The following is a 23736-nucleotide window of genomic DNA, read 5'->3' on the forward strand; positions in this document are numbered from 1 at the left end:
CAGGTACTCACCCCTTCTTGAATCAACGTACCGATGCAAAGATGCAAAGCTAATTTTAACATCTAACATACTTGCGTTTGAATCCGATTCTCCCTTTATCCATTTCTTTTAGAATACTTTCGTAAGCATTTAGGAAACTTGTTTTTTTCTTGTCCCGTTTGACTTCTACAATACCTACTTCCTTTGCGGTCTCGACAGCTTTTTCATGTAGTGGCAAATATGAAAGTCCTACTGTGTATAGAAAATTATTCATAGCAGATTTCGTTCTTTCTGGCGAATTATGAAGAGAATTTTTCACAATATCAAGCATATTAGAAATCTTGCTTTCGGAAAATTCATTGTCTTTGCGATTCCCTAAAAGCCAACAGTAGCAACTCCAACCCGCTGACATTCTTAGCTCGTCACCGCTTGCAATCCATTTATCTGCAACGTCTTGTGCAATAGCTGACTCTGATAAAGTTACTGCCACTACATAATCAGACAGCATATAAAAATACGCTTCATCTATCCAACGATCAAAATCCGACAGTCATAGCTTTTGGGTCTGCTATGATGCCTGCAAAATACATTGCACCATAGTTACCTGTAGCATAAAGCTCTTCAGCTAAAGATTGATTTATTTTTATTTTCTTCGCGATTGGTTTCATAGCACCTGTAGCCACACCAAAAACAGGCTCGTGTGCACCATTAGATATGTACATTTTTTTAGTTCGTTCCTTACTGAGGGATTCAAGCTCCTGCATAACTGTTTTGAAATCCATAGTTTTATACTTCCTTCCTTAATATTAATACCTTTTTAATGATAACCAACTAGTTTCTATTCCTTATCAAGTCTTCCATACTTCCTGATATTTTAACCCTAATCATTATTCAAGTATTCCGCTTCGTTTGTTTTAGTACATTCCTACACAATTTTTAAATCGAATTTAACATAAATATCCAATAAAAAAATCACCTCTAAGACTAGAGGTGATTTTATCAAACTTTATTACAATTTATCAATCTTTATAGTGAAGTTAATCTAGCACATTAAGTATGAACATGTTTTGATCAACCTTTTTCAAAAGATACATTTATTATTGATTTTCATTTCAATGTTAAACCTTAAAACGAAGCTACATCATATTTGAGAAAGTACCTCTCATGACTAATACCTAATTAATAATACCTGTTGGGTATAATGTAGTTCCTCCAATTGAAACATTTATTTCATTCGATAATGGAACATTGTATTCATCAATAATTGTTCTCCACCACTCCCATGCAAGACCTGTACATTCTCTTGCATAAATTCTTATATTTTTTGAATTAGGCGGAAGTGGTATTACTGTAGAGAAATGAGCTGTTTTATCTTTCCAGTTTCCATCCCAAGTTTTATGGGATAGTATTTCATTTCCATTTTCATCATATGAAAATTCATCCCAGGCTACTTCAAATTGAGCAACATATGCACCAGAATGATCAAGATTGATGCTTCCTTTAGAATATTCGGTAGTTGTCGTCTCGATATAATCTGTATTGTTATGAACAGCAGCAATTGAATTGTCCTTTAAGAAAACACTTGTATATGATATTGGGTATGCTGGATTTTTAAGACTAAATTCTGCATTATCTTTAATTATTTTTCTAATTTCATTAAAGTCTTTTGACACAACCTGGTTATGCGTTTGTGAATCTCCGCCTAATACTACAGCAGTAAAGGAACTTTCTTCAAAAATATCTTTGTATTGTCCACTAGTTTCTACATTGGTATTGACATCATTCAGTAAGGCTTTAAAAGCAGCTTGTACATCCTTGCTCTTAGAGCTTGTTTCTAATTTCACATAAATTGTTCTGCCATAAGCTACATTTGACACCATAACGGGAGGAGCATCATTACTTACTCCTTTACGAGTTAACTCTTCAAAAAGAACACTTTCATCAAAAAGGTCTGATGGATTGTTAGGTAGTTCTGCACTTACGGTATAAAATATTTGTTTATATGCCGCAACCATCACCTTTTTCTCTCCACTTTCAATCGCATTAAAGTCAATTCCCAGTGAATTTTCAAGAACTTTGGCGTTAACATTCAGCGTGCTTGCTATTTGAGATTTGCTATAAACCATAGATTCTGAATATTGTAGTCTTGCAGGTAAAGTATGGGTTGTTGAATATTTTTCATTCCAAGTAGATACTAATTCATCTACTGCCCCAGATACATTACCATATGTTGGATTATCCACAGTTATAGTATTTTCTCTTTTCATACCAGGTAAGTCTATGCTAATATTTAGCGGTTTTCTTTTGGCAACCAATAAACTAGGTTGATTGTCTACAAAAGCTTTGTTTGCAAGTTGTAATGCTCCTGGATAGGTACGATTCGCCATAGAATCGATAATTGAAATATCCACCGGTGAAGTTGTAAGTGATTTTTTATTACGTTCAACTACTATAAATTTATCTTTTGAGTTTTTACCTTCTTTTGGAACAAAACTATTAATCTTATCACCATTCACTGCCAAAACTTCGCTGTTATTGTAGTTCAAGTTTGCTATACCAGTATCAATGTCATTAGGTATGCTTGTTTCACTAGCTAAATTAGTATCAAGTGTTTCAGCAAAGGAAATAATCGGATAATTAATAATGCATAAACAAACAGATAAACTTACTAAAAATTTTATGACTTTAAAATAATTTCGCTTTCCCAAAAAAATCCTCCTCCTTTTTTAGGAAATTATACCACAGGAATATTTTAAATAAATATAGTAGTTTAGTTTCATATTTTAACCACTAAGTAGTACATTTGAAGGAATTCTCTGTTAGTTAAGCAAAGTATTTTTGATTATGCAAAAAAAAAAAAAAGACACCTACTTGTGACGATGCCTTTTTGGAATGAAACTAGTATTTGATTTTGAGAGTATCCCCCTCGACATAAACTCCCTCGGAACGGGAAATCGGCAGCTTTTGCTCCGCTGAGAAGCCGATCGTTTCTCCATCCCTTAAAGTGACGTTTTCATCTACAATATATCCTGAAATAGTAATCAAAAAGTCACGCATCTCTTCAGGGGATGCTTGGCTGTCCAGGATTTCAATTTCATCCTTGCCAAAGGCTTTTAGCCCATAGGTATATCCATCGACCCCGGCTTCTGTTCCGACTAGGCCGAAATAAACCAGATTCAGTAAAGGGAACATGTCGTCATCCTTCATCATTTCAGCCATATCTAGATAAAGTTCAGGCTGAAATACAGTGCCGCATGTATAGATCCCTATTGCGTTAGGAAGCTTTAGGCAACTGGCCGCCAGCTTGGTATATAGCCTGCCGCTGTCTAGCGGGGAGCCCGAGCGTGTAAATACAGCCAGAATGATTTGAGCTACATGTGTTTGGGTAACCTCCACGGCTTCTTTCCACAGATAGTTTCCCTGTGCATAAAACTCAGCCTCACCATCCGGTACGGGAGCATCGACAAAACTTACCGCTAACATGGAGTCGTCCACTTCAAAGACCAAAGTTCCTTCATTTGTTTCTTCGGCGTTTTCCTCATCCTCTCCTGACGAGCAGGAGATGTTCCAATCATTGAAAAGGTTGGCTTTGATCTGATCAATATCACATTCTGCGGAGTTAAGCAAAACGAACCCGTTAAAAATACCAGAACCATTGTCTTGCGTTTCTGCCTCATCCTCCATGGATTGGGCAGCTTCATATGCTGCAGCCTGCTGCATCCAATATTCTCGGATTAATTCTACCATCTTTACAGCTTCTTGCTCTGCAGTCGCAGGGTCATAAGGTTGCATCTCGCTGAATATATGGCCGCAATGCTCGATGTCAGACGGATCCTCATAGCCTCCACATACGCCAAGGAGCCATTTTCCAAGCATTGCTTTTTTATACCTGAATATATAGTAGTGCATATCATGTAAATCAAACTCTCCAGCAATTTCTATTTTGCTAGGTTCTCTCCCGAGTTCGCGTTCATCCGCAAGCCAGTCAATCATGGATTGCATCGCTGCTTGTTGTTGAGCTGTCATTAATTTCTCCCCTTTATGAATGTATTATTCTACCATTATTATACCAGCTTTTATGGCAAGAAATAGTGAAGCAAGGATTATTCCTCCTATGGTAGATTACTCCTATTTCTATTATAGGAAGTCGTTCATCAATTATTGAGTGCTGGGATAAGTAGCAATATAATCCCGACTTTTTGGTCATAAAAAAATCCTCCATTCAATTGAATTGGAAGATAATTTCGGTACTATATTCACGTAATTTTAGGAGTAATAATAAAGGGATTCTACGTCAGTGACCGAATCCCCATTCTTTTCAATGGTTTGCATTTGTAGTTCAAACGGTGAAATTTTGTAGATGTTCAGAGCTAATACTATATGAAACAACCTTCTTCTTGTACTTCTTGACTACATCAACGCGATTGTCGTAACTAAAAACAAAGAAATTAACATCTTTTTTGCCTCTTTTTACATTCATGATAAATGGAGTAACATTAGTCTCTGGCTGTAAAAATAATTTTTCATTACCTGGAAATATATAGTGTTTTTTCAAGAATGAAGCTTTATTAAAATAGTTTGTAAATCTATTTTTTTCTTCCTCTTCTAAATTCTTTCCATTAAATGTTACCGTAACATCTTTTGAATCAAGTTTTTTATGAAGTTCAAATTTACTTACACCCCATCCCACAACTATACTGGGAGGGCTCGTTAACAATTTAATAATAGATCCAATCACTATCGTAATAATCAAACCTGTTGTCATACCATACCAACTCTTTCAAAAATTTTATCATTTTAGTAGCAATTACTATATTACTATATTTTTACCTATATTGCACATTATTTTGTAAAAATCAGGTGTGTTGAGTAACCATTTTTATACATCCAATTAATTCGAAGAGGCTGATTTCCGCTACGGGCTACTCGCTTTCCTGCGGGAGTCGGGTAGCCCTACGCTACAATCAGTTAAAATGGGCATATATTTGCAAAATAGCAACAAAAAAATCCTTTTTTTCGCGCAATAATAAACCTATTTTTTCCCAATCAACACGCCTGATAAAAAATAATTAGAAATTAGGCTATATCGATGTTTTATCATCCACCTCTCAATGATAAGGGATTTATATTTTTTATAACCATCCAATTCGATGCTTTTTTGACCATCCATTTATCTTAGGGATAAGACCCAATCTAACACATTTTTAGTCATCCAACTGTCTATAAACTATTAAGCGCTTCTGCAAACCTTTTGATTCCTTCATCTATTGAATCTTCATCTTCCTTTGCGAAAGTAAAACGAACAAATCCATCTTTGGATCCCAGTGTAGAACCAGGAACATAAATGACGCCTCTTTTAATGGATTCTTCAAGCAATTGGATTTCATTATAATTTTTAAGTATTTGACACCATATATGAATACCACCTTGAGGGATAGAATATTCCACCAGATCTTTTAAATAAGTATCAAGGCTTCTTATAATTTTATCTCTCCTTTTTTCTAATTCCTTAACCAAACTTTTTATATGAATATGAAAATTTTCTGATTCTAAAAAATCATTCGCTATCCATTGTGTATAGCTAGAATGACCGAAGTCAACTTGTTGTTTTGCATCCGATAATCTTTCAATGACCGATGTTGGGCCAATAATCCACCCTATTCTTAATCCTGAGGCAACAATTTTGGACAAAGAACTTATGTATAATACGTTTCCATTCCTATCCATTGATTTAAGGGTAGAGATTTTCTCTCCCGAAAAAGCTGTTAAACTATACGGATCATCTTCTACTACTGGAATTCCAAACTTTGAGGATATGTCTAAAATCTCTTCTTTTTTCTTTTTATTCAATAAAGAGCCCGTTGGATTTTGAAAATATGGATTTAAAAAAATCATTTTAATTCGGTGTTTTTTATATAATGACAGCAAATCTTCCGGGTTCATTCCATCCTTATCGACAGGTAGATAATGTACTTTTATACCTGCCGATTTGAAAATTGGAAGATTATAATTGTAGGAAGGATCTTCTATTGCTATTGCATCTCCAGGCTTTAACAAACATTGTACAATTAAATGTAATGCTTGTTGCGCTCCTGATGTTATCAGTATTGAAGAAGGATTAGTTTCGATTCCCCGACTTTTTTTTACGTGTTTTGTAAGGGTATTTCTAAGGATTTCATTCCCCAGTGGATGATCGTATCCTAAGCTTCCAATAAAAGAACGTGTTGAAGTTATCTCGCTTAAAAAGCTTTTTGGGAAAAGTTCTTCTGACAATTCACCGGAAGCTAAATTTATTAATTTATGTTCAACAGCTTCTTTTCTTATTTTTTGCGTTACAGGTTGACTAGGTAAAAAAGAACCCGCCTCAATATACCTATTCCAACTAGGTATCCGTTTTTTTGTTATACCCCATATATCTTTACTAATGGTAGTACCGCGTCCTCTATTTCTTTCAATTAGCCCCATCGATTCTAATTCGTCATATGCATTAACGACAGTACTTCTATTTACACTTAGAGCACTTGCTAAATATCTCTCTGATGGTAATGGTTTATCAGGTGGAAATGTACCATCTGCAATTCCCTTTTCAATATATTCTGCGAGTTGTTTATAAATAGCTTTTTTCGCTTGTCTATCAGGTTTCCAATCCAACTATACTCACCTCATTAGTTCCTTCAAACTTGCTCTTTCTTCTTTAGCAGTGTTATTTCAGGTAAAAGATTATATATTAATATTATTTCAATTGTATTTAACCATCCACTTCATTGTTATTCTAGCCATCCACTAAAATAATCAATCCTCATTTTCCATTTTATATCCAATGTTACAATGAGCGTGAAATAAACTCCTATTTCATAGAAAAAAAGCAGAATTTAACTCTGCTTTTCTACTGGAATACCAAAGACTTGGAATATATAATCTTTCTCTTGTTCTTTTGTAGTAATACCAGTGGCTATACCACCTTCTTTTGTTCCTTGAATAAACCACATATCATTATGGTCTTTGTCAACCGACTTAAAATCACCTTGTTTCCAACGATTTAAAATTTCTAAATATTTTTCACTATGTTCGTATCCATCTTTATTTTCCTCTACAATTTGCAGTAAAGTCTCAATTCTTTTTCGTAGTAATCATAATTGATGATTCTTTCTCATCAGCAATGATCTTCTGATGTGACATTTCTTGAATAACTTCTTGCATTAGATTATCAATAAAGGGTTCATCTCCACTCTTCCATTCATCAAACCTTTTGGAATACGTAGTGTTTTCCCAACCAAAATTCGTATCCACTGTCGATACAAACTCTTTCTTATCATCTTCTTTTGAAATTGATTGACCGCTATCTAATTCACTCTCGACGCTATTAGAAGTTTCGTTTTCATAGTTCTTTTTCATAATCAAAAACGTACCACTTATACTCAATAATGCTGTTAAAACAACTATACCTAAAATATGAATCCGCTTCATTTTTTTAACACATTCATTAATTTTACCATTAAATTTCCATATATACTTTTCTCTGTAAACATCAGCACAAAAAACAGAAGTCTCCAGCTATACAAGATACCTTTTTTCATAAAAAGTTTTATTCAAGTTCATATTTGTGGTGACAAAACTCTCTAGCTTGATTTTAAGATTATCGTTCAAGTTATACCAAAAAGCCTTAACCCCGTTTTTAGACGTCTGGATTTCCTTGACCTTGATTCGCCATTCCAGTAGCAGGGCAGCACAAAAAAAAGGCGTTTGAAACCTACGAATAATAGGGGTTTTGTGTATTTTTCTTAATTCCTATGTATGAAGAAATTTCAAACAAACATAGGCAATAATCGCTGCGAACAGTTTAGATTGAATACGGCATTTTTGGTTACCTCGAATAGTACAAGCACGTTCGAGTTTTGTTTATTCCAATGAAAAAAATCCTAATCGCCCAACGAGACTTATACATGTTGGTATTTTCTTCAGCAGTGATATCGATTAAACTTGTCACGACAAGTATTTCTTTACCCTCAAGTTCCATGAATTGAACGACACCTTGCGCTTTTTCGTTTATTTTTTCGGTGTCCAAAGAAATTCTTTTTTATAAAAAATCAAAGCTGGTGAAATTTTACTCGTCGTAAAATTTCACCAGCTTATTAGATTTCAGAAATTGGTTTTGTCCCAACTTCTTGACACTTACTGATGAAGAAAATAAATAGATGGCTTCGAACATACCTTAAAGTATGCTCAAGCTTGTTTCCTTTATATCAGTAATTAGCATATGACCCGGTGCATGGGTAATTATAATAGAAGGTTTACTTTCCATTGCTACTGCCTGAGGGGTTACGCCACAAGCCCAAAATACTGGTATTTCCCCTGGCTTAATGGACACGGAATCACCGAAATCTGGTTTTGAAATATCCGTAATCCCTATTTGTTCTGGACTACCAATATGAATTGGTGCACCGTGTACATTTGGAAAACGCGAAGTAATTTGAATTGCACGAATCGCATCCTCTGGTGTCATAGGGCGCATACTGACAACAGTTGGTCCTTCAAACACACCTGCTTTTTCACACGCGATATTTGTTTTATACATTGGCACATTACAGTTTTCTTGAATATGTCTTATTGGAATACCCGCTTCCAGAAGAGGTGTTTCAAATGTAAAGCTACACCCTATTAAAAAACCTACCATATCCTCTTCCCAATAATCTGTAATATCTAATACTTCTTCAGTTAAAATACCATCCCGATAAATACGATATTTCGGAATGTCCTTGCGAATATCTGCATTTTTAGCAATTTTTGAAGGTATAAATGATCCAGGTTCTGTCACATCTAATAATGGGCATGGCTTTGGATTGCGATGACAAAATAGTAGAAAGTCAAAGGCATGCTCCTTCTTCAAAATCACTAAATTTGCTTGTGTAAACCCAATAGACATGCCAGAAGTTGGTCCAGAAATTTCTTGATTACGAATAAGTTTACGGATTTCATTCGGCTCTAAAGCACTATATGTTGTCATCATCAATTCACTCCTTATAAATGAACCATCCATGAAAAGATGCTCATGGATGGTTGGTTGGTTGTTAGATTAACTAAAAATTTTCGGAATTTCTTCAATAAATGTAATAATGCTGAGACATCCCATAATAAGTACCACAATTGCTCCAGTTACAGTTAACCAACGTGGATGCTTATATGTGCCAACAATATCTTTTTTGTGTGCAGCAACTAATATAATGCCAAGTGATAATGGTAAAATCAGTGCATTTAATGCACCTACCAAAATTAACACATTAACAGGCTTACCAACCAAGGCAAAAGTTGCTGTTGAAATGACGATAAATGCTATAATCACCCAATTATGATATTTATCAATGTTAGGGTGGAATGAACGAATAAATGAAACGGATGTATAAGCTGCACCTACAACAGAAGTAATCGCTGCAGCCCACATAATCATACCAAACATACGATAACCAATATTACCCGCAGCTAGTTGGAAAACAGATGCAGGTGGATTGGCAGGATCAATGACTAAACCTTTCGAAACAACACCAAGGACCGCTAAAAATAAAGCAATACGCATTACGCCAGTAATCAAAATCCCTGTCACAGAGCTTTTTGTTACTTCTGACAAGGATTCTTGTCCTTTGATGCCAGCGTCCAAAAGGCGGTGACCACCAGCAAAAGTAATGTAACCTCCAACTGATCCACCCACCAAAGTTACAATCGCAAACCAGCTAATTTCTTTAGGCCAAACAGTGTTCACAATCGCTTCTCCCACAGGTGGTGACGTTTTAAAAGCAACGAATAGCATGAGTAGAATCATGACACCGCCAGCAATTTGCGCAACCTTGTCCATTGCCTTCCCTGCTTCTTTATAGATAAATATAAAAATAGCAAAAAGTGCACTTACAATGGCACCTATAATTGGGTCTACGCCAAGCATTGCATTTAACCCTAATCCAGCTCCAGCAACGTTACCAATATTGAATGCTAAACCACCTATAACAATCATAATTGCAAGGAGAACACCTAATCCAGGTAACACCTTGTTGGCAATTTCTTGCCCTCGCAAGCCAGAAACAGCAATGATTCGCCAAACGTTTACCTGTGCGACAATATCTAGAATTAATGAAATTAAAATGACAAATCCAAAGCTAGCCGCTAATTGCTGTGTAAATACTGTCGTTTGTGTTAAAAATCCTGGTCCGATAGATGAAGTTGCCATTAAAAAGGCTGCTCCTATTAACACACTTTTACTTGCTGTTTTCTTAACAAATTTCCCTTTTTTCTCTTGCTCGATCGCTGCTTCATTAACTTCCGTTTTTTTTGCTACCATTGACTTACCCCTCCTTGATTGCACGTACTGATATTTGATGTTCTGCTAATCTTGAATGAATATATTTTGCAAACTCTATAGCATGTTCCCCGTCCCCATGAATACAAATAGTATTTGCGTGTAATGGGATTTCGATTTGCTGTTGTGACAGCACAATTCCTTCTTTCACCATGCGCACAACCTGATTCACAGCTTGTTCCTTATCGGTAATCAATGCATCCGGTTGGTTACGAGATGTTAAAGAACCATCCTTCTGATAGGTACGATCTGCAAACACTTCATGAGCTGTTTGAAGCCCTACTTTTTCTCCGGCTTTTGTTAATTCACTACCTGAGAGACCGAATAACACAAGTGAAGGTGAAATATCATAAATGGCTTGTGCAATTGCCTCAGCAATCGCTGGATTTTTAGCAGCCATATTATAAAGTGCTCCATGCGGCTTAACATGCTGCATGGTTTCATTGTAAGTCGTTAGAAAACCTTGCAATGCTCCAACTTGATAAATAACCATATCATAGGCTTCCTGTGGTGTGATGTTCATCTCACGTCGTCCAAAGCCATTTAAATCCGGTAATCCTGGATGTGCCCCGATTTTCACACCATTAGCAATGGCTAGCTTAACTGTCTCTCGCATGACTGTTGGATCTCCAGCATGGAATCCACAAGCAATATTAGCAGAGGTTACATATTTTAAGATTTCTTCTTGCTCTCCAAGTCGATAACGACCAAAACTTTCCCCTAAATCACAGTTTAAATCAACTCGAAACATCTTCTTCCCCCCGTTTTCTTCCCACTAAAGTAATTATAATGAATACGTTTACAACTTTTTTGTACCGATATTCGGAACTTGAGTTTTGAAATTTAAAAAAATCTTAACATATTTTATAATTGCTGAAAAGTATAAATTTATAATTTTGAGAAAGAATATTTTTTTTAAAATTTTCATTCAAATTAAACTTGTTTTTGTTTATTGTTTAAATATAATTATAATAATCCGTTATTTAAAACTTATATACCGAATTACGAAACTTCAGGGAGATGGTTTTTATGCTGAATTTAAAAGAGAATGTACAGATAAGACCTTTGAGCGATTCTGCACTAGTTATACATGTAGGTGAAGGAATCAGTGAGGCAATTCACAATAAAGTTAAAAATATATTAAATTTATTAGAGAGAAATCCATTTGAAGGATTCATCGAGGTTGTGCCTGCCTATAATAATGTGACAGTTTATTACAATCCGATTGAAGTATACTTTTCAAATATAGAAAAAGGAGGCGAAATGCCTTACGAAAAGGTGAAAGCTACAATTCTTTCTTTATTGAATCAATCTCACATAGTTGAAACAACGAAGGAGCGTGTCGTAAAAATCCCTGTAGTATATGGTGGTGAAATGGGACCCGATTTAGAATTTGTAGCCTCTTATCATGGTTTAACACCTAATGAAGTCATTAAAATTCACTCTTCTGTAGAATATCTTGTGTACATGATAGGCTTTGCTCCAGGTTTTCCGTTTATGGGAGGAATGGATAGACAAATTGCAACACCTCGTAAAGAAACTCCACGGTTATCGATTACTCCGGGATCAGTTGGAATTGCGGGCAATCAAACAGGGATTTACCCATTAGAAACTCCAGGTGGATGGCAAATCATCGGACGAACACCTTCTCGTTTGTTTCTACCTGAACAATCTCCTCCAACTTTATTACAACCGGGTGATCGAATTCAGTTTGTACCAATTTCGTTGGAAGAATATAAGAGCGAATGGGAGATGGAAACATGGGCATAAAGGTATTACAGCCAGGTATGCTGGCAACCATTCAAGACCTAGGAAGATATGGGCTACAAAAGTTTGGTGTTATCGTCGGAGGAGCAATGGATTCAATTTCCTTACGAATTGCGAATTTACTTGTTGGAAATTCGGAAGGAGAAGGCGCTCTTGAGGTGACACTTTATGGAACAACCCTTTTATTTGAAACTGATGAACTGATCGCAATTACAGGTGGCAATTTACAACCTACAATAGACGGAAAAGAAGCACCAATGTGGCGACCACTTTTGATTCAAAAAGGATCTGTTTTAAAATTTAAAACTGCGATTAGTGGTTGTCGAGCCTACGTATCGTTTAGTGGCGGAATTCAAGTGCCAAAAGTGATGAGCAGTAAAAGCACCTACATACGTGCTGGAATTGGAGGATTTCAAGGTAGAAAATTGCTGAAGAATGATGTCTTTGAATTAGATAGACGATCAGAGTTAGGCGAGGATCTTTTCAAACTATTAAAAAAAGAACCAACGAACCTTTCTTGGTCAGCTGATTACACATCCTTTGTTACATTTAAAAAAACGCAAACAATCCGCTTTATAAGAGGCTCTGAGTATCAGCATTTCGATGAGGAGAGTTTACAAAAATTCCTTTCAACGCCTTACACCATCACAACACACGCTGATCGAATGGGCTATCGATTAGAAGGAGAGGCTATTCAATTAAAAGAGCCCTTTGAATTATTATCCGAAGGGGTTACATTTGGAACGATTCAAGTGCCCGCCAATGGGCAACCTATTATTTTAATGGCAGATCGTCAAACAACTGGTGGATATCCTAAAATAGGACAAGTGATTTCTGCCGATTTACCATCATTAGCACAAATGCAAACAAATGGTCGAGTCTATTTTAAAGAGGTCACTCTTGAAGAAGCTCAATTAGCATTAATACATCAAGAAAGAAAACGAAATGAATTAGCATTTGGACTCCATTTAAAAAGGTTATAGAAGCATTAGAGGCAATTCAATCGTCCAAAATTCGATCATTTAGATAGTAATGTTTTCAGTTAGCAATTTCAGCGCAAAATGGGTAATCTCAAATGACTTTTGAGACTACCCATTTTTTAAAGCTGTTCATACCCCAATTGTTTAGAAATCTCTGCGGTAGCCTTCTTAAGTTTATCAACGAAGATTTCAACGTTTTCCCCTTGATAATTGGTTTCTAGTCCCGCAATACTCATTGCTGCAACGACTTCTCCTTTATGATCGTAAATCGGTGCTGCAACAGCAGATGTATAATTTTCTAATTCTGAATGGCTGATTGTATAACCAAGTTCTCTAGCCTGCACAATCGTTTCAAAAAGCCTTTCCTTATCTGTAATCGTCCCCATTGCAAATGATTTAAGTTCTACCGATTCGAGATATTCCTTTATTTCTGCATCCGGTAAAAAGGATAATACAGCACGAGGGCATGCCCCTGCATAAAGAGGACTTTTTCTACCAATTGCAGTGTAGAGTCGAACTTTTTGCTTCGTATCTATTTTCTCGATATAAACAGCATCATCACCATCACGAACGATTAAATTAATCGCTTCTTTTACATCATTATGTAACTCATTCATAATTGGATCTGCAATTTTTCGCACATCTAGGCGCATTGATACTAGATGTCCAAATTTAAGGAAGAGAATACCTAACCTATATTTTGCATCAGCTCCCTTTTCTAAAAAATCCATTTCCTCGAAAGATTTCAACATGCGGAAAGCAGAGGTTTTAGGGATTCCTGATAACTCAATTACTTCTTGAAATGACAGTTCAGCATGATCGATAAATAGATTTAAAATATCCATTGAACGGACAACCGTTTTATTATTATTTGGCAATTTAAGTTTCCCCCCTTCTATACTAGATTTAATCTAATCATAATTTTTCTTTTCTAATTAATAATTATACCTAACATCTTACTATTTTTATATACCCTGTAAATAAGGTTGACAAAGGCATAAAAACAGGAGCAGAGAATGGTTGCTTTGCTTCCATACTCTTTACCCCTGCTTGTTATTCTTACTTTGATTCCCTCGATTACTATGCTAGTTAAAAAATGCGGATATTCTATTTTTGTCCTACGCTCTGACGTTTTTCCTTAAATAAAATCACTCCAATCAAACCAACGATGGAGAAGATCACTGGCGTGATGAAACCATAGTAATATCCATCAAATAGATTTCCTGAAGTTGATTGAAAATGATCCAATATATATCCAAAAATGATGGGAAGCAATACAGCACTTAGAAAGCCGCCCGTATTCGCAATCCCCGAAACAATTCCAGATTCTTCTAGACTAAAAGATTGACGTACAGCTGCAAAGGTTAATGCACTTGCCCCATATCCAAAGCCTATGATAAAGAAAATAATAATTAGAAAGTAAAAGGAAGGATGCCCATTACATAAAAGGAAGGAAAACCATCCTAATAAAACAATGATATGAACGACAATATACGGTCTTTTAATTGTTTCTAACCGACTTGAAATCCAACTAGCTAGAGGTGCTCCAATAAGTGCCCCGATAAGACCGATCATAATCAGCTGGCTGGCATCTGAACGAGTCATTTCATACATATTCATCCCATATGGTACTGCCCACGAACTGATAAACCCTACATAACCGCCGACTACCCCAAAATGGCAAAAGAATAGGGCCCATGCTTGCGGATTTGAAAATATTCTTCGTAGTAAAACTGATGTTTTTTCACGTTGCACTTTTGCTGTATCAACTACTTGCTCATCCCCGAAAATTTGTTTTGTTTTTTTCACAAGTACAAAATAAAGGAGGATGCCACATAAACATAAGAGTAGTCCTACTGAGAAAAATGTTACCCTCCAACCAAATAAAAGTATCCATGTGGAGAAAGGTACTGTCGCCAATAAGAAACCAAGACTTCCAGTCATGCCCGCCAGGCCAATTAATCGAACAAATTCCTTTGTATGAAACCATTGGGCCAAAATTAGCACCATGTTAACCCATATGGTCGCATCCCCTACCCCAGTTAGTATTCTGGCAAAAAACAGGACGAATTCATGTGTACTTAGACTATAAATGATTGTACCTAAACCTGTAAGAGTAGCACCAATAATTAGAAAAAAATTTGGCCCAAATCGATCAGCTAAAATCCCCATCGGAATTTGCAAACTCGTGTAGACAAAAAATTGTATACTCGTCAATAACCCAATCGTTGATGCTGTTACATTAAAATCTCGCATCAATTGGTCTGTAATCAATCCTGGGGCGGTTCGTTGACTCGCCATGAACAAATAAGTAAATAATACAGAAACAAATACAACCCATCTATATTTGCTATTTTGTTTGTCCAAAGATTTCTACTCCTATTAGCTTTTACTCTATATATATGAATTACAGGTAACGTTAAAAACCTATTTTTCAAAGTAGTTTTATATATGAATTTGGTTGAAGATGCTTTTAGTTCTCAATGTTCAATATAAAACTTAAATTCTTTCTATTTTAATTTTATTTGCTTCTAATTCATTAAGAGAACTTCCTTATTTAAAAGACTAATTAGAAAACCACCCAACTGGCTTGGCTTTAAAGCTAATATTAACTTGCTTCTGTTCCGAAAATTCATCAAGACCAAAGACTCCTAAACCTCTTCCAACTCCACTTTGTTTATAACCACCCCATGGGGCTTGCACTGTTGCAACATGATAACAATTTACCCATGTGATACCGGCCTTTATTTTGCTGACTACGCGCATTGCTTTCTCCAAATCCTGACAAAAGACAGCACCAGCCAACCCAAATACTGTATCATTTGCTAAAGTAATTGCTTCTTCTTCATCTTTAAATTTTTGAACGACTAAAACAGGACCGAAGATTTCTTCTTGTACAATTCTCATATCCGGAGTAGTGTTGATAAAAATAGTAGGTTCAACAAAAAAGCCGTTTTCAAACCCGTTCGCTACAATTCTATTTCCTCCACAAGCAAGTGTTGCACCTTCCTGTATCCCTATTTCAATATAATTTAATACCTTTTGCATATGTGCTTCACTTACAAGCGGCCCCATTTCACTTGTAGGCTTATTTCCATGACCAACAACAATCTTCTTTGCACGCTCTATCAGTCTTTCAATAAATTGATCGTGAATGCTTTCTTCAATTAAGAGACGGGAAGCTGCTGTGCACACTTGACCACTATTAAAGAAGAGATTAAATAGTGCATTATCTACTGCAATTTCTATGTCATTATCAGCGAATACAATGTTAGGAGATTTTCCTCCTAATTCTAAGGTGATTTTCTTTGTCTGTTCTGCAGCAACACGCATAATATTCTGACCTGTTTTCGTTCCACCAATAAAAGCCACTTTATCTACTAAATTATTTTCGACCATTTCACTACCAACAGAACTTCCAGCTCCCATTACTAGATTAGCGACTCCTGCTGGTACACCAGCCTTTTCTATAATTTCAAAGAGTTTAACAGCAGTAATCGGTGTAACTTCTGATGGTTTTAGTATAAAAGTATTGCCAGCCGCTAACGCCGGAGCAATCTGCCATGCCGCCATAAGGAGGGGGAAATTCCATGGAACAATAAGACTACACACGCCGATAGGTTCACGAATGACGATTGTTTGAACTGAATCGCCTACATTATATATTTCGCCTTCTGATTGAGTAATAAGACTTGCATAGTATCGGAAACACTCAATTGCATTTTGAACATCTGTTTTTGCAGCAAGTAACATTTTTCCACTATTTAATGTTTCTAGCATTGCTAAATCATCTGCCTCTTCTTCCAACAGATTTGCGATTTTATGCAAATACTTTGCACGAGTTTTAAAAGGGAGTTGTGACCAAATTCCACTATTGAAAGTACTACGTGCTACTGAGATTGCATATTGTGCATCCTCAGCAGTACCGTCAGCTACTACTGCAAGTAGCTCACCATTTGCAGGATTTTTCACTTCTCTTTTTTCTTTAGAAATTGAAGTAATCCATTTACCATCAATATACATCCTAAGTTCCAACATTTATCTCTTCTCCTTTTCGCCAGTCGATATAGGAAACGATGATACTTACTAGGAAGCTCTTATATTCTGATTTGATCCTACGGCAATAATTTGATTTTCACTAACTTCTCTAATTAGTAATTCAATATCAGCACGACGTTATTTCATTCTTTTAACTCAATTTCTAAACAGCAAAACAAGTAGGATCTCGGTATTGCATGAATGTTCTGTCAACACAACATTTGTTAGGCTTAACTTTTAAAATTTCCTAACACAAAAATCTTGTTAAAACATTCTTTTCAAGTTATACGAAATGTTATGCTAAGCTTTTACTAGAGCTTCATTTTTGTATAAAATTTGTCCATCTATAATCGTCATCTCTACTTTTAAATCTTTTATACTATTATTGTTTTGACTTAGAATACTATTATCTAATACTACAAAATCTGCTAATTTCCCTACCTCTAAGCTACCTTTAATATCTTCTTCGAAACTCGCATATGCTCCATTGATCGTATATATTTTTATAGCTTCCAATATTGTAACTTTTTGATTCACTCCAATTTCAGAATTACTGCTACTTATTCGATTGACTGCTGTATGAATGCCTATTAGAGGATTATAATCCGTAACTGGTGCATCAGAACCACCTGCACATATAATACCTTTATCAATAAAGTCACGTACTGGATACATATAATTAACTCTTTCCCCATAATTCTTCACATAAATATCTCCAAATTCAAACGGGAAAGGTGGATTTGGAATTGGAATAACACCAAGATTCTTCATTCTATCTTGTAAATCTGGTGTAGAAATTCCCGCATGCTCAATTCGATGGCGATGATCTTCTCTTGGGTGCTCATTAAGCGCTTTTTCTACACAATTCAAATACATTTCAATTGCTCGATCCCCCTGAGCATGTACTGTTATTTGATAGCCTTTTTTATGAGCTTCACCTAATACACGATAGATTTCATCTTCACTATAGTAAAGAATTCCATGATCATTTGGATTACTTGTATATGGCTCTCTTGTTGCAATAGTAGGACCTGTACTACTTCCATCCGTAAATATTTTAGCTGGACCAATTTTAAAGCGTTCATCACCCGTACCTGTTAGTACCCCTGCAGATAGCATTTTCCCTACAAATTCATGTGAATTATTTAAAGTACAAATGATTGCATAAACACGAACAGCAATATCCTTATTTTTTACTGCTTCCTGTAAAAGACGATAAGTATCTGTATCAGAAACACCTGCTTCATGGACACTAGTAATACCGGCTTGAACAAAATGATCAGAGGCTATTTTCATCGCTTGTCTTAACTCACCCTCTGAATATTTAGCAATTTCATTCATTCGCATATTCGCTTTTTCAATTAATTTACCTGTTAATGCACCATTAGCATCTCGCTCAATTACTCCCCCATCAGGATTGCTTGTATAAACATCAATTTCGGCTAATTCTAATGCTTTACTGTTTACAATAGAAATATGACCACAAGTACGAGTAATCATAATCGGATGTTCTGAAGAAATTTCATCTAGCTCCTTAATAGATAAGTAACGCTTTTCTTTTATTGTCGTTTCATTAAAGCCCCACGCTCGAATCCATTGACCTTTAGGAACAGTTTGAACTTTTTTTCGTAATTCCAGTTTTATGTCCTCATTTGAAGTAATATTTTGAGCCTTGCAACTGATAGCTAGTTGGTTTAATCCATACATAACTAAATGAATATGAGCATCTATAAACCCTGGGAGCAATGATTTTCCGCACAAATCAATAACTTCTGTTTTACTGTCTATCAGTTGCTGTACCTCTAAGGTAGAACCTACAAAAATAATACGATTTTCCTTAACTGCAACAGCTTCTTCAATTCGAGAATCCGCATCCATTGTAATCACTTCACCATTTATAAATACTAAATCTGCTTTCATTTGTTACATCCTCCTTCGACTCTTTGAATTAATCTAATAAATATGATTCTATTATGATAGAACATTTTTTCCTAAATCATCATTTTGCAAAACGGTACTTTTTCTAGCAAAAGCACTCATCCAAGCATGACTAGACTAAAAAATGCAGTAGAAGCTAACTGAATAATGAGACTATAGGACATAATATTTAAAAGCGCTATCCTTTTGCAACAATCACTTTTTAAAATTTTGTGTTAATCCAGCTGCACTAGACATAAGCATGCCGGAAGTTGGAACCAACGCAATTAATAAACCAGCTGCACCAATAATTCCTATAATCCATGGAATCAAATGTTTTTATTGCTAAATGTAACAGAGATAAATCTCCATTTTCTAAACCAAGTGTAATAATAGCCCCTGAAAAAACAATGAAGAATTGTATAGAAAGGTAGAGTAATTTTTTGCGAAGATTTTTTTCATTTTTTGCAGATAGAATAACCATGAAGCCACGCGGAAGAATATAAAAACCAATAGCCTAATTAAAACAGTAGAAATAAACCAGGAATTAAACAAACCTTGATTGCCAATCACATCAAAAACCAATTTCAATGATGGATGTATAGCGGTTGTTAAGTAACTCATGTGTCCATCAGCACATAATCAGCCATTACACTAGCTTCCAAAGAACGTATAATAATATAAGTTTTTGTTGACTAATAAAATCACTGTATCTAATGTCCGTGAATGTTAAATGTTGGGTAAATCTTAGATGAAGTCATTAAAAAAATCATTAAACCGTACAAATAGATCATTATAAAATTACCTCTTTACAAATATTGTATAAAGGATATTGACGATCATAAGCAAAATGACTGTAGCCAAATTCATTATTTAATCGAGGTTGTCTACCGCCTGAGCTAGTTAAAATAAACCCCTTATACATTCACCACTTATTAACAACCGTAACACCCATATTTGCATAAGTCCCCATGGATTCAATTACACTTCCCGCTTCTTCTATAGATATTGTTTGAGTTACTAAATCTTTAGGACTTAATATCCCATTTTCAATCATTCGTAACATTTGAGGAAATCTTGGTGCTTGCATACCATAAGAGCCAACAATCTGTATTTCATTAATGACCATAAGATCAATAGGAACGGGGATCATCCCTTTTTCATTACTGGTTGTTAATCCTATTTGTAAATGGCGCCCTCTTTTAGCTAAGCTATTTATAGCTGATTGACAAGTTTCAGTTATTCCAAGAGCATCCACCGACACGTGAGCACCGCCTTTTGTTAATTCTTTAATCAACTCAGCAGCATTTTCTTTTTTAGAATTGACTGTGGCTACAGCACCTAATTTCTTTGCAAAAGCTAATTTTTCATCATTAATATCAACTGCTATAGCGTGTGCTCCTAGTGCTGTAATAATTTGAATTGCAGAAAGGCCAACTCCCCCACAACCATGGACAGCAACCCATTCCCCCGGTCTTACCTGTGCTTGATCAGTAACCCCGTGAAATGCCGTCATAAATCGACATCCAATACCAGCTGCCTCAACAAAGTCAATATTTTCCGGTAAAATTACTAGATTGGTATCAGCATTAGGGATATGAACAAATTTTCCGTATCCACCCCAAATGGTGATTCCAGGTAACGTAATGTTATCGCAAACATTATGGTGTCCAGCTTGACACATAGGACATGTGCCATCACCTTGAGTAAAAGGAACAATTACTCTGTCGCCTTTCTTGAACCTTGTAACGTCTTTCCCAACATCTTCTACAACACCACAAAACTCATGTCCCATTATATGAGGAAGAGGAGTCTCAACTCCCAACCAATTCCAATGCCCTAACCAGCTGTGCCAATCACTTCTGCAAACTCCGTTAGCTTCAACACGAACAATTACTCCATCTGCTGTGTTCGTTGGATCTGGCATATTTCTAATAACTAATGGCTTGCCGATTTCTTCTAAGACAAGTGCTCTCATAAAATCCCCGCCTTTTATATTTTCTTTACTTTACCAGAAATCAGAATTTTCCATCATCTCTCATATAGTTAAAATAAGAGAGTATTTTTTTTTACATTATGTCCATTGTGAAATCAAAGAGAACAGTTTATCAAGTTTAATGTTACTTTCACTTATTCATAGACTTACTGATGCAGCAACCAAGTCTAAATATACTTGTAGTAGTGCCACCTCTCTTCCCTCACATTGAATCTTACTGCTATCCTAAAACAACAAACGATTAGCTGGTTAGTTCAAAATAACATCAATCTTTAGAAAACAGCCGAAAATTTATTACAAAGCTATAAGGTGTTCGAGTGGGCATACAATCGGCATTCGTTTGCTTCAGTTATTTTCCATTCATTACTGTTACTCGAATTATTTATCTTAATTAAAGTACTACCATCCTCACGTCTCAAAAAAATCAGGGCAGTTCGATACAGAACAGACAAGTACCACATTCGTACCACTTTTATTTGTGTAGAAACTTTTCATTTTATATCCTTTTCTAACGTATTCTCAAAAAAGGAAAAGCGCCTAAAACCCTTGATGTCAAAGGATTTGAAGCGCTTTTCAGTTAGTTCAAACTTATTCTATCTGAACCTTGAAACGTCGTAGGTGAAATGGAGTAGTAGAGTATATCTATTCTATTAATTACATTAGTAGCTTTGTAAAAAAATCTAAGAGAAAAGATCGAATTTAGTTTACACAGTCTTTATTAAGCTTTAAATATATCTACATACTAGTTCAACATCCCTTTTCTAAAATATAGTTGAATACATATTTTAAGATAGGAGATGGAGAAAATGAGTAAAAAATTATTAATAGGTGCAGGGTTGGCATTATCATTGTTATTCACCCCGTTCAATCAAGCGTTTGCAGAAAAACCAACAGTAGGCGAAAGAAAACAGGTAGAAAATGTAGCACACCGTGGTGCAGCAGGTTATGCACCTGAAAATACGATTGCTGCTTATGATTTAGCAGTTGATATGAAAGCCGATTATATTGAAATAGACGTTCAAAGAAGTAAAGATGGGGAATTAGTATCGATTCATGATACAACAGTAGATCGTACAACAGATGGAACAGGAAAAGTAGGGGATTTAACACTTGAACAGCTTAAAAGTCTTGATGCAGGTAGTTGGAAAGGGGAACAATTTACAGGAGAACAAATTCCAACATTTGAAGAGATTCTTGATCGTTACCATGGGAAGGTTGGAATTTTAATAGAATTAAAAGCTCCAGAGTATTACCCTGGTATTGAACAACAAGTGGCAGAGTTAATAAAAGAACGAAATCTCGATAAACCACAAAATAAAAAAATCATCATTCAATCTTTTAACTTCGAGTCAATGAAAAAAATGAATCAGCTTCTTCCTCAAGTTCAAATTGGTGTATTAACTTCTAATCGTGCACATACAACTACGGATGCTTTAAAAGAGTTTTCTACCTATGCGGATTGGTTTAACCCAAGCTATGGAATTGTGACAAAAGAGTTAGTGGATCAAGTTCACTCTAATGGTATGAAAATTGGATCATGGACGGTACGTAGTCAAGAAGCTGCAGACTTTCTATTTGAAATGAAGGTAGATGCAATAATTTCTGATTATCCAGATTATGTAGATCCTAGAAATTAATCTTTTTGTAGAGAAGTTAAGAAGGAGTAGTTGCTACTCCTTTTTTGTTTGGACGGAAATCAATCTTTTAGTTATTTGGCAAGAGTACGCCCCCTTTGACACGGTGCTAACATCAACATGAACGTTATTCAGCTTTGCTGATATACTGTTGCTGTAATCCTGTCTTTTGAACATATAAAAAATGCCTTCAGCATATTCATCAAAATCAACATAATCGATTTTCCCTATATACCGCATTCTTCGTTCACAAAAAATTTTATAATAAGGACTAAAACAACAAATTGTTACCGATTTTTATTTAAGTATTGTAATAAATAATCAACAATCACAAATATCGTTATATAAATACTACCTATTGAGGAAGTTAGATAAAAAATATCTTTAAAAATATCAATATTAGCTAAACTAAATAGTATTGAAAAAATGAATGCGCAAATTAAGTGTTTAATATATATAAATACAACATTTTTATTTCTACTGTATTTTTCAATCACAATTGATACCACCACAGCTACAAGCATGGCAGGTGCAGTAAAGGCAGTACCATAAATACCATATGAAATGCTATACGTATATTCAATAAATAATGGAATAATAAATATTCCTAGAATTAATGTAATGACAGCTGAAATAATTTTGTTTTTCAACATCACACTTCACATCCCTGATTCATTTTTTATGCTTTTAAAAAATGCCATGGAAATAAGACATAATCAACAATATGTAAAAATTCAATTCATCATTAAATTTATGTACCTCTTTATTAAATCATATAACCACAGTAAATAGTAAAAATTTTACTTTTTTCATACGAATTTATAAGTAATTTTTAAACCAATACGGCAATTAAGTAATCTAGGTCTTTATTGTTACTAGAATAGATTCGTCATACGATAAATGCCAAGACATTTCATTTCAGCAACTGCTTGTATTGCGTATGTTCTAGTAATGAATCGTCAATTGTTACTATATCGGACGATTTGTACATAATTAGCATTTACAATCTTGTATTTACCAAGTGCTTACTTCGTTGCATTCGCTTGAGCTTGCGTTGAATAGTTGCCTGATTGAACTCGA

At 35.3% G+C, this 23736-nt stretch carries 18 protein-coding genes and 1 pseudogene; 3 read left to right on the plus strand and 16 right to left on the minus strand.

Features of this window, described 5'->3' with window-relative positions; translation table 11 throughout:
* Positions 1–55: 55 nt before the first annotated feature.
* From AB9L17_RS18025 to AB9L17_RS18070, 10 genes and pseudogenes are all read right to left on the minus strand, one after another.
* Positions 56–761 (minus strand): annotated as a pseudogene (locus AB9L17_RS18025) (DNA alkylation repair protein).
* Positions 762–1154: 393 nt separating this feature from the next.
* Positions 1155–2687, minus strand: coding sequence for a thiol-activated cytolysin family protein (locus AB9L17_RS18030; RefSeq protein WP_375199552.1), 1533 nt, complete (start codon positions 2685–2687; stop codon positions 1155–1157).
* 190 nt (positions 2688–2877) lie between these two features.
* Positions 2878–4005 (minus strand): DUF4261 domain-containing protein, encoded by a 1128-nt coding sequence (locus AB9L17_RS18035; RefSeq protein ID WP_375199553.1) that lies wholly within the window; start codon positions 4003–4005, stop codon positions 2878–2880.
* Positions 4006–4318: 313 nt separating this feature from the next.
* Positions 4319–4744: a YfmQ family protein gene (locus AB9L17_RS18040; protein ID WP_223556094.1), complete on the minus strand. Its 426-nt coding sequence runs from the start codon at positions 4742–4744 to the stop codon at positions 4319–4321.
* Positions 4745–5199: 455 nt separating this feature from the next.
* Positions 5200–6630: a PLP-dependent aminotransferase family protein gene (locus AB9L17_RS18045; RefSeq protein ID WP_223556096.1), complete on the minus strand. Its 1431-nt coding sequence runs from the start codon at positions 6628–6630 to the stop codon at positions 5200–5202.
* Between the two features lie 221 nt (positions 6631–6851).
* Positions 6852–7094 (minus strand): DUF6241 domain-containing protein, encoded by a 243-nt coding sequence (locus AB9L17_RS18050; protein WP_223556119.1) that lies wholly within the window; start codon positions 7092–7094, stop codon positions 6852–6854.
* A complete protein-coding gene (locus AB9L17_RS18055; protein ID WP_068983837.1) occupies positions 7090–7446 on the minus strand; it encodes a hypothetical protein in 357 nt (118 codons plus the stop codon). Before AB9L17_RS18055 ends, AB9L17_RS18050 begins: the two co-directional genes overlap by 5 nt.
* A gap of 745 nt (positions 7447–8191) precedes the next feature.
* Positions 8192–8983, minus strand: a complete 792-nt coding sequence (locus AB9L17_RS18060; RefSeq protein WP_375200811.1) for a putative hydro-lyase — start codon at positions 8981–8983, stop codon at positions 8192–8194.
* A gap of 69 nt (positions 8984–9052) precedes the next feature.
* Positions 9053–10270 carry an NRAMP family divalent metal transporter gene (locus tag AB9L17_RS18065; RefSeq protein ID WP_068984076.1) on the minus strand — a complete coding sequence of 406 codons (1218 nt, stop codon included), beginning with the start codon at positions 10268–10270 and terminating at the stop codon, positions 9053–9055.
* A 40-nt stretch (positions 10271–10310) separates the two neighbouring features.
* On the minus strand, positions 10311–11075 hold the full coding sequence (locus AB9L17_RS18070; RefSeq protein ID WP_068983838.1) for a LamB/YcsF family protein: 765 nt from the start codon (positions 11073–11075) through the stop codon (positions 10311–10313).
* Positions 11076–11353: 278 nt separating this feature from the next.
* On the opposite strand from AB9L17_RS18070, the gene pxpB reads away from it, so the two are divergent.
* Together pxpB and AB9L17_RS18080 are read left to right on the plus strand one after the other, a co-directional pair.
* The gene (gene pxpB, locus AB9L17_RS18075; RefSeq protein ID WP_068983839.1) at positions 11354–12094 is read left to right on the plus strand and encodes a 5-oxoprolinase subunit PxpB; all 741 of its coding nucleotides are present in this window, start codon (positions 11354–11356) and stop codon (positions 12092–12094) included.
* Complete coding sequence (locus AB9L17_RS18080) at positions 12085–13074, plus strand: biotin-dependent carboxyltransferase family protein (RefSeq protein ID WP_068983840.1); 990 nt, start codon at positions 12085–12087, stop codon at positions 13072–13074. The genes pxpB and AB9L17_RS18080 overlap by 10 nt, the downstream gene beginning before the upstream one ends.
* Before the next feature lie 116 nt (positions 13075–13190).
* Here AB9L17_RS18080 and AB9L17_RS18085 read toward each other — a convergent pair whose 3' ends face one another.
* The 5 genes from AB9L17_RS18085 to AB9L17_RS18105 form a co-directional block, all read right to left on the minus strand.
* Positions 13191–13949: an IclR family transcriptional regulator gene (locus AB9L17_RS18085; protein ID WP_139114387.1), complete on the minus strand. Its 759-nt coding sequence runs from the start codon at positions 13947–13949 to the stop codon at positions 13191–13193.
* Between the two features lie 229 nt (positions 13950–14178).
* A complete protein-coding gene (locus tag AB9L17_RS18090) occupies positions 14179–15438 on the minus strand; it encodes an MFS transporter (protein ID WP_375199554.1) in 1260 nt (419 codons plus the stop codon).
* 198 nt (positions 15439–15636) lie between these two features.
* The gene (locus AB9L17_RS18095; RefSeq protein ID WP_375199555.1) at positions 15637–17109 is read right to left on the minus strand and encodes an aldehyde dehydrogenase family protein; all 1473 of its coding nucleotides are present in this window, start codon (positions 17107–17109) and stop codon (positions 15637–15639) included.
* 300 nt (positions 17110–17409) lie between these two features.
* Positions 17410–19029 (minus strand): amidohydrolase, encoded by a 1620-nt coding sequence (locus tag AB9L17_RS18100; RefSeq protein ID WP_375199556.1) that lies wholly within the window; start codon positions 19027–19029, stop codon positions 17410–17412.
* Between the two features lie 922 nt (positions 19030–19951).
* The gene (locus AB9L17_RS18105; RefSeq protein ID WP_068983844.1) at positions 19952–21004 is read right to left on the minus strand and encodes a zinc-dependent alcohol dehydrogenase family protein; all 1053 of its coding nucleotides are present in this window, start codon (positions 21002–21004) and stop codon (positions 19952–19954) included.
* 824 nt (positions 21005–21828) lie between these two features.
* On the opposite strand from AB9L17_RS18105, the gene AB9L17_RS18110 reads away from it, so the two are divergent.
* Positions 21829–22659 carry a glycerophosphodiester phosphodiesterase gene (locus AB9L17_RS18110; RefSeq protein WP_068983845.1) on the plus strand — a complete coding sequence of 277 codons (831 nt, stop codon included), beginning with the start codon at positions 21829–21831 and terminating at the stop codon, positions 22657–22659.
* A 284-nt stretch (positions 22660–22943) separates the two neighbouring features.
* Here the strand turns inward: AB9L17_RS18110 and AB9L17_RS18115 are convergent, their stop codons facing one another.
* Positions 22944–23312, minus strand: coding sequence for a hypothetical protein (locus tag AB9L17_RS18115; protein WP_375199557.1), 369 nt, complete (start codon positions 23310–23312; stop codon positions 22944–22946).
* Between the last annotated feature and the right edge of the window lie 424 nt (positions 23313–23736).

It is taken from the genome of Lysinibacillus sp. RS11, assembly GCF_042019215.1.
GTDB lineage: Bacteria > Bacillota > Bacilli > Bacillales_A > Planococcaceae > Lysinibacillus > Lysinibacillus xylanilyticus_A.

Bases quoted from the DNA above. Each gene is read 5' to 3' on its own strand.
- AB9L17_RS18060 (WP_375200811.1), bottom strand. From the start codon at position 8,983: ATGACAACATATAGTGCTTTAGAGCCGAATGAAATCCGTAAACTTATT.
- AB9L17_RS18105 (WP_068983844.1), bottom strand. From the start codon at position 21,004: ATGAGAGCACTTGTCTTAGAAGAAATCGGCAAGCCATTAGTTATTAGA.
- pxpB (WP_068983839.1), top strand. From the start codon at position 11,354: ATGCTGAATTTAAAAGAGAATGTACAGATAAGACCTTTGAGCGATTCT.
- AB9L17_RS18055 (WP_068983837.1), bottom strand. From the start codon at position 7,446: ATGAAGCGGATTCATATTTTAGGTATAGTTGTTTTAACAGCATTATTG.
- AB9L17_RS18035 (WP_375199553.1), bottom strand. From the start codon at position 4,005: ATGACAGCTCAACAACAAGCAGCGATGCAATCCATGATTGACTGGCTT.
- AB9L17_RS18080 (WP_068983840.1), top strand. From the start codon at position 12,085: ATGGGCATAAAGGTATTACAGCCAGGTATGCTGGCAACCATTCAAGAC.
- AB9L17_RS18110 (WP_068983845.1), top strand. From the start codon at position 21,829: ATGAGTAAAAAATTATTAATAGGTGCAGGGTTGGCATTATCATTGTTA.
- AB9L17_RS18070 (WP_068983838.1), bottom strand. From the start codon at position 11,075: ATGTTTCGAGTTGATTTAAACTGTGATTTAGGGGAAAGTTTTGGTCGT.
- AB9L17_RS18040 (WP_223556094.1), bottom strand. From the start codon at position 4,744: ATGACAACAGGTTTGATTATTACGATAGTGATTGGATCTATTATTAAA.
- AB9L17_RS18095 (WP_375199555.1), bottom strand. From the start codon at position 17,109: ATGTTGGAACTTAGGATGTATATTGATGGTAAATGGATTACTTCAATT.
- AB9L17_RS18100 (WP_375199556.1), bottom strand. From the start codon at position 19,029: ATGAAAGCAGATTTAGTATTTATAAATGGTGAAGTGATTACAATGGAT.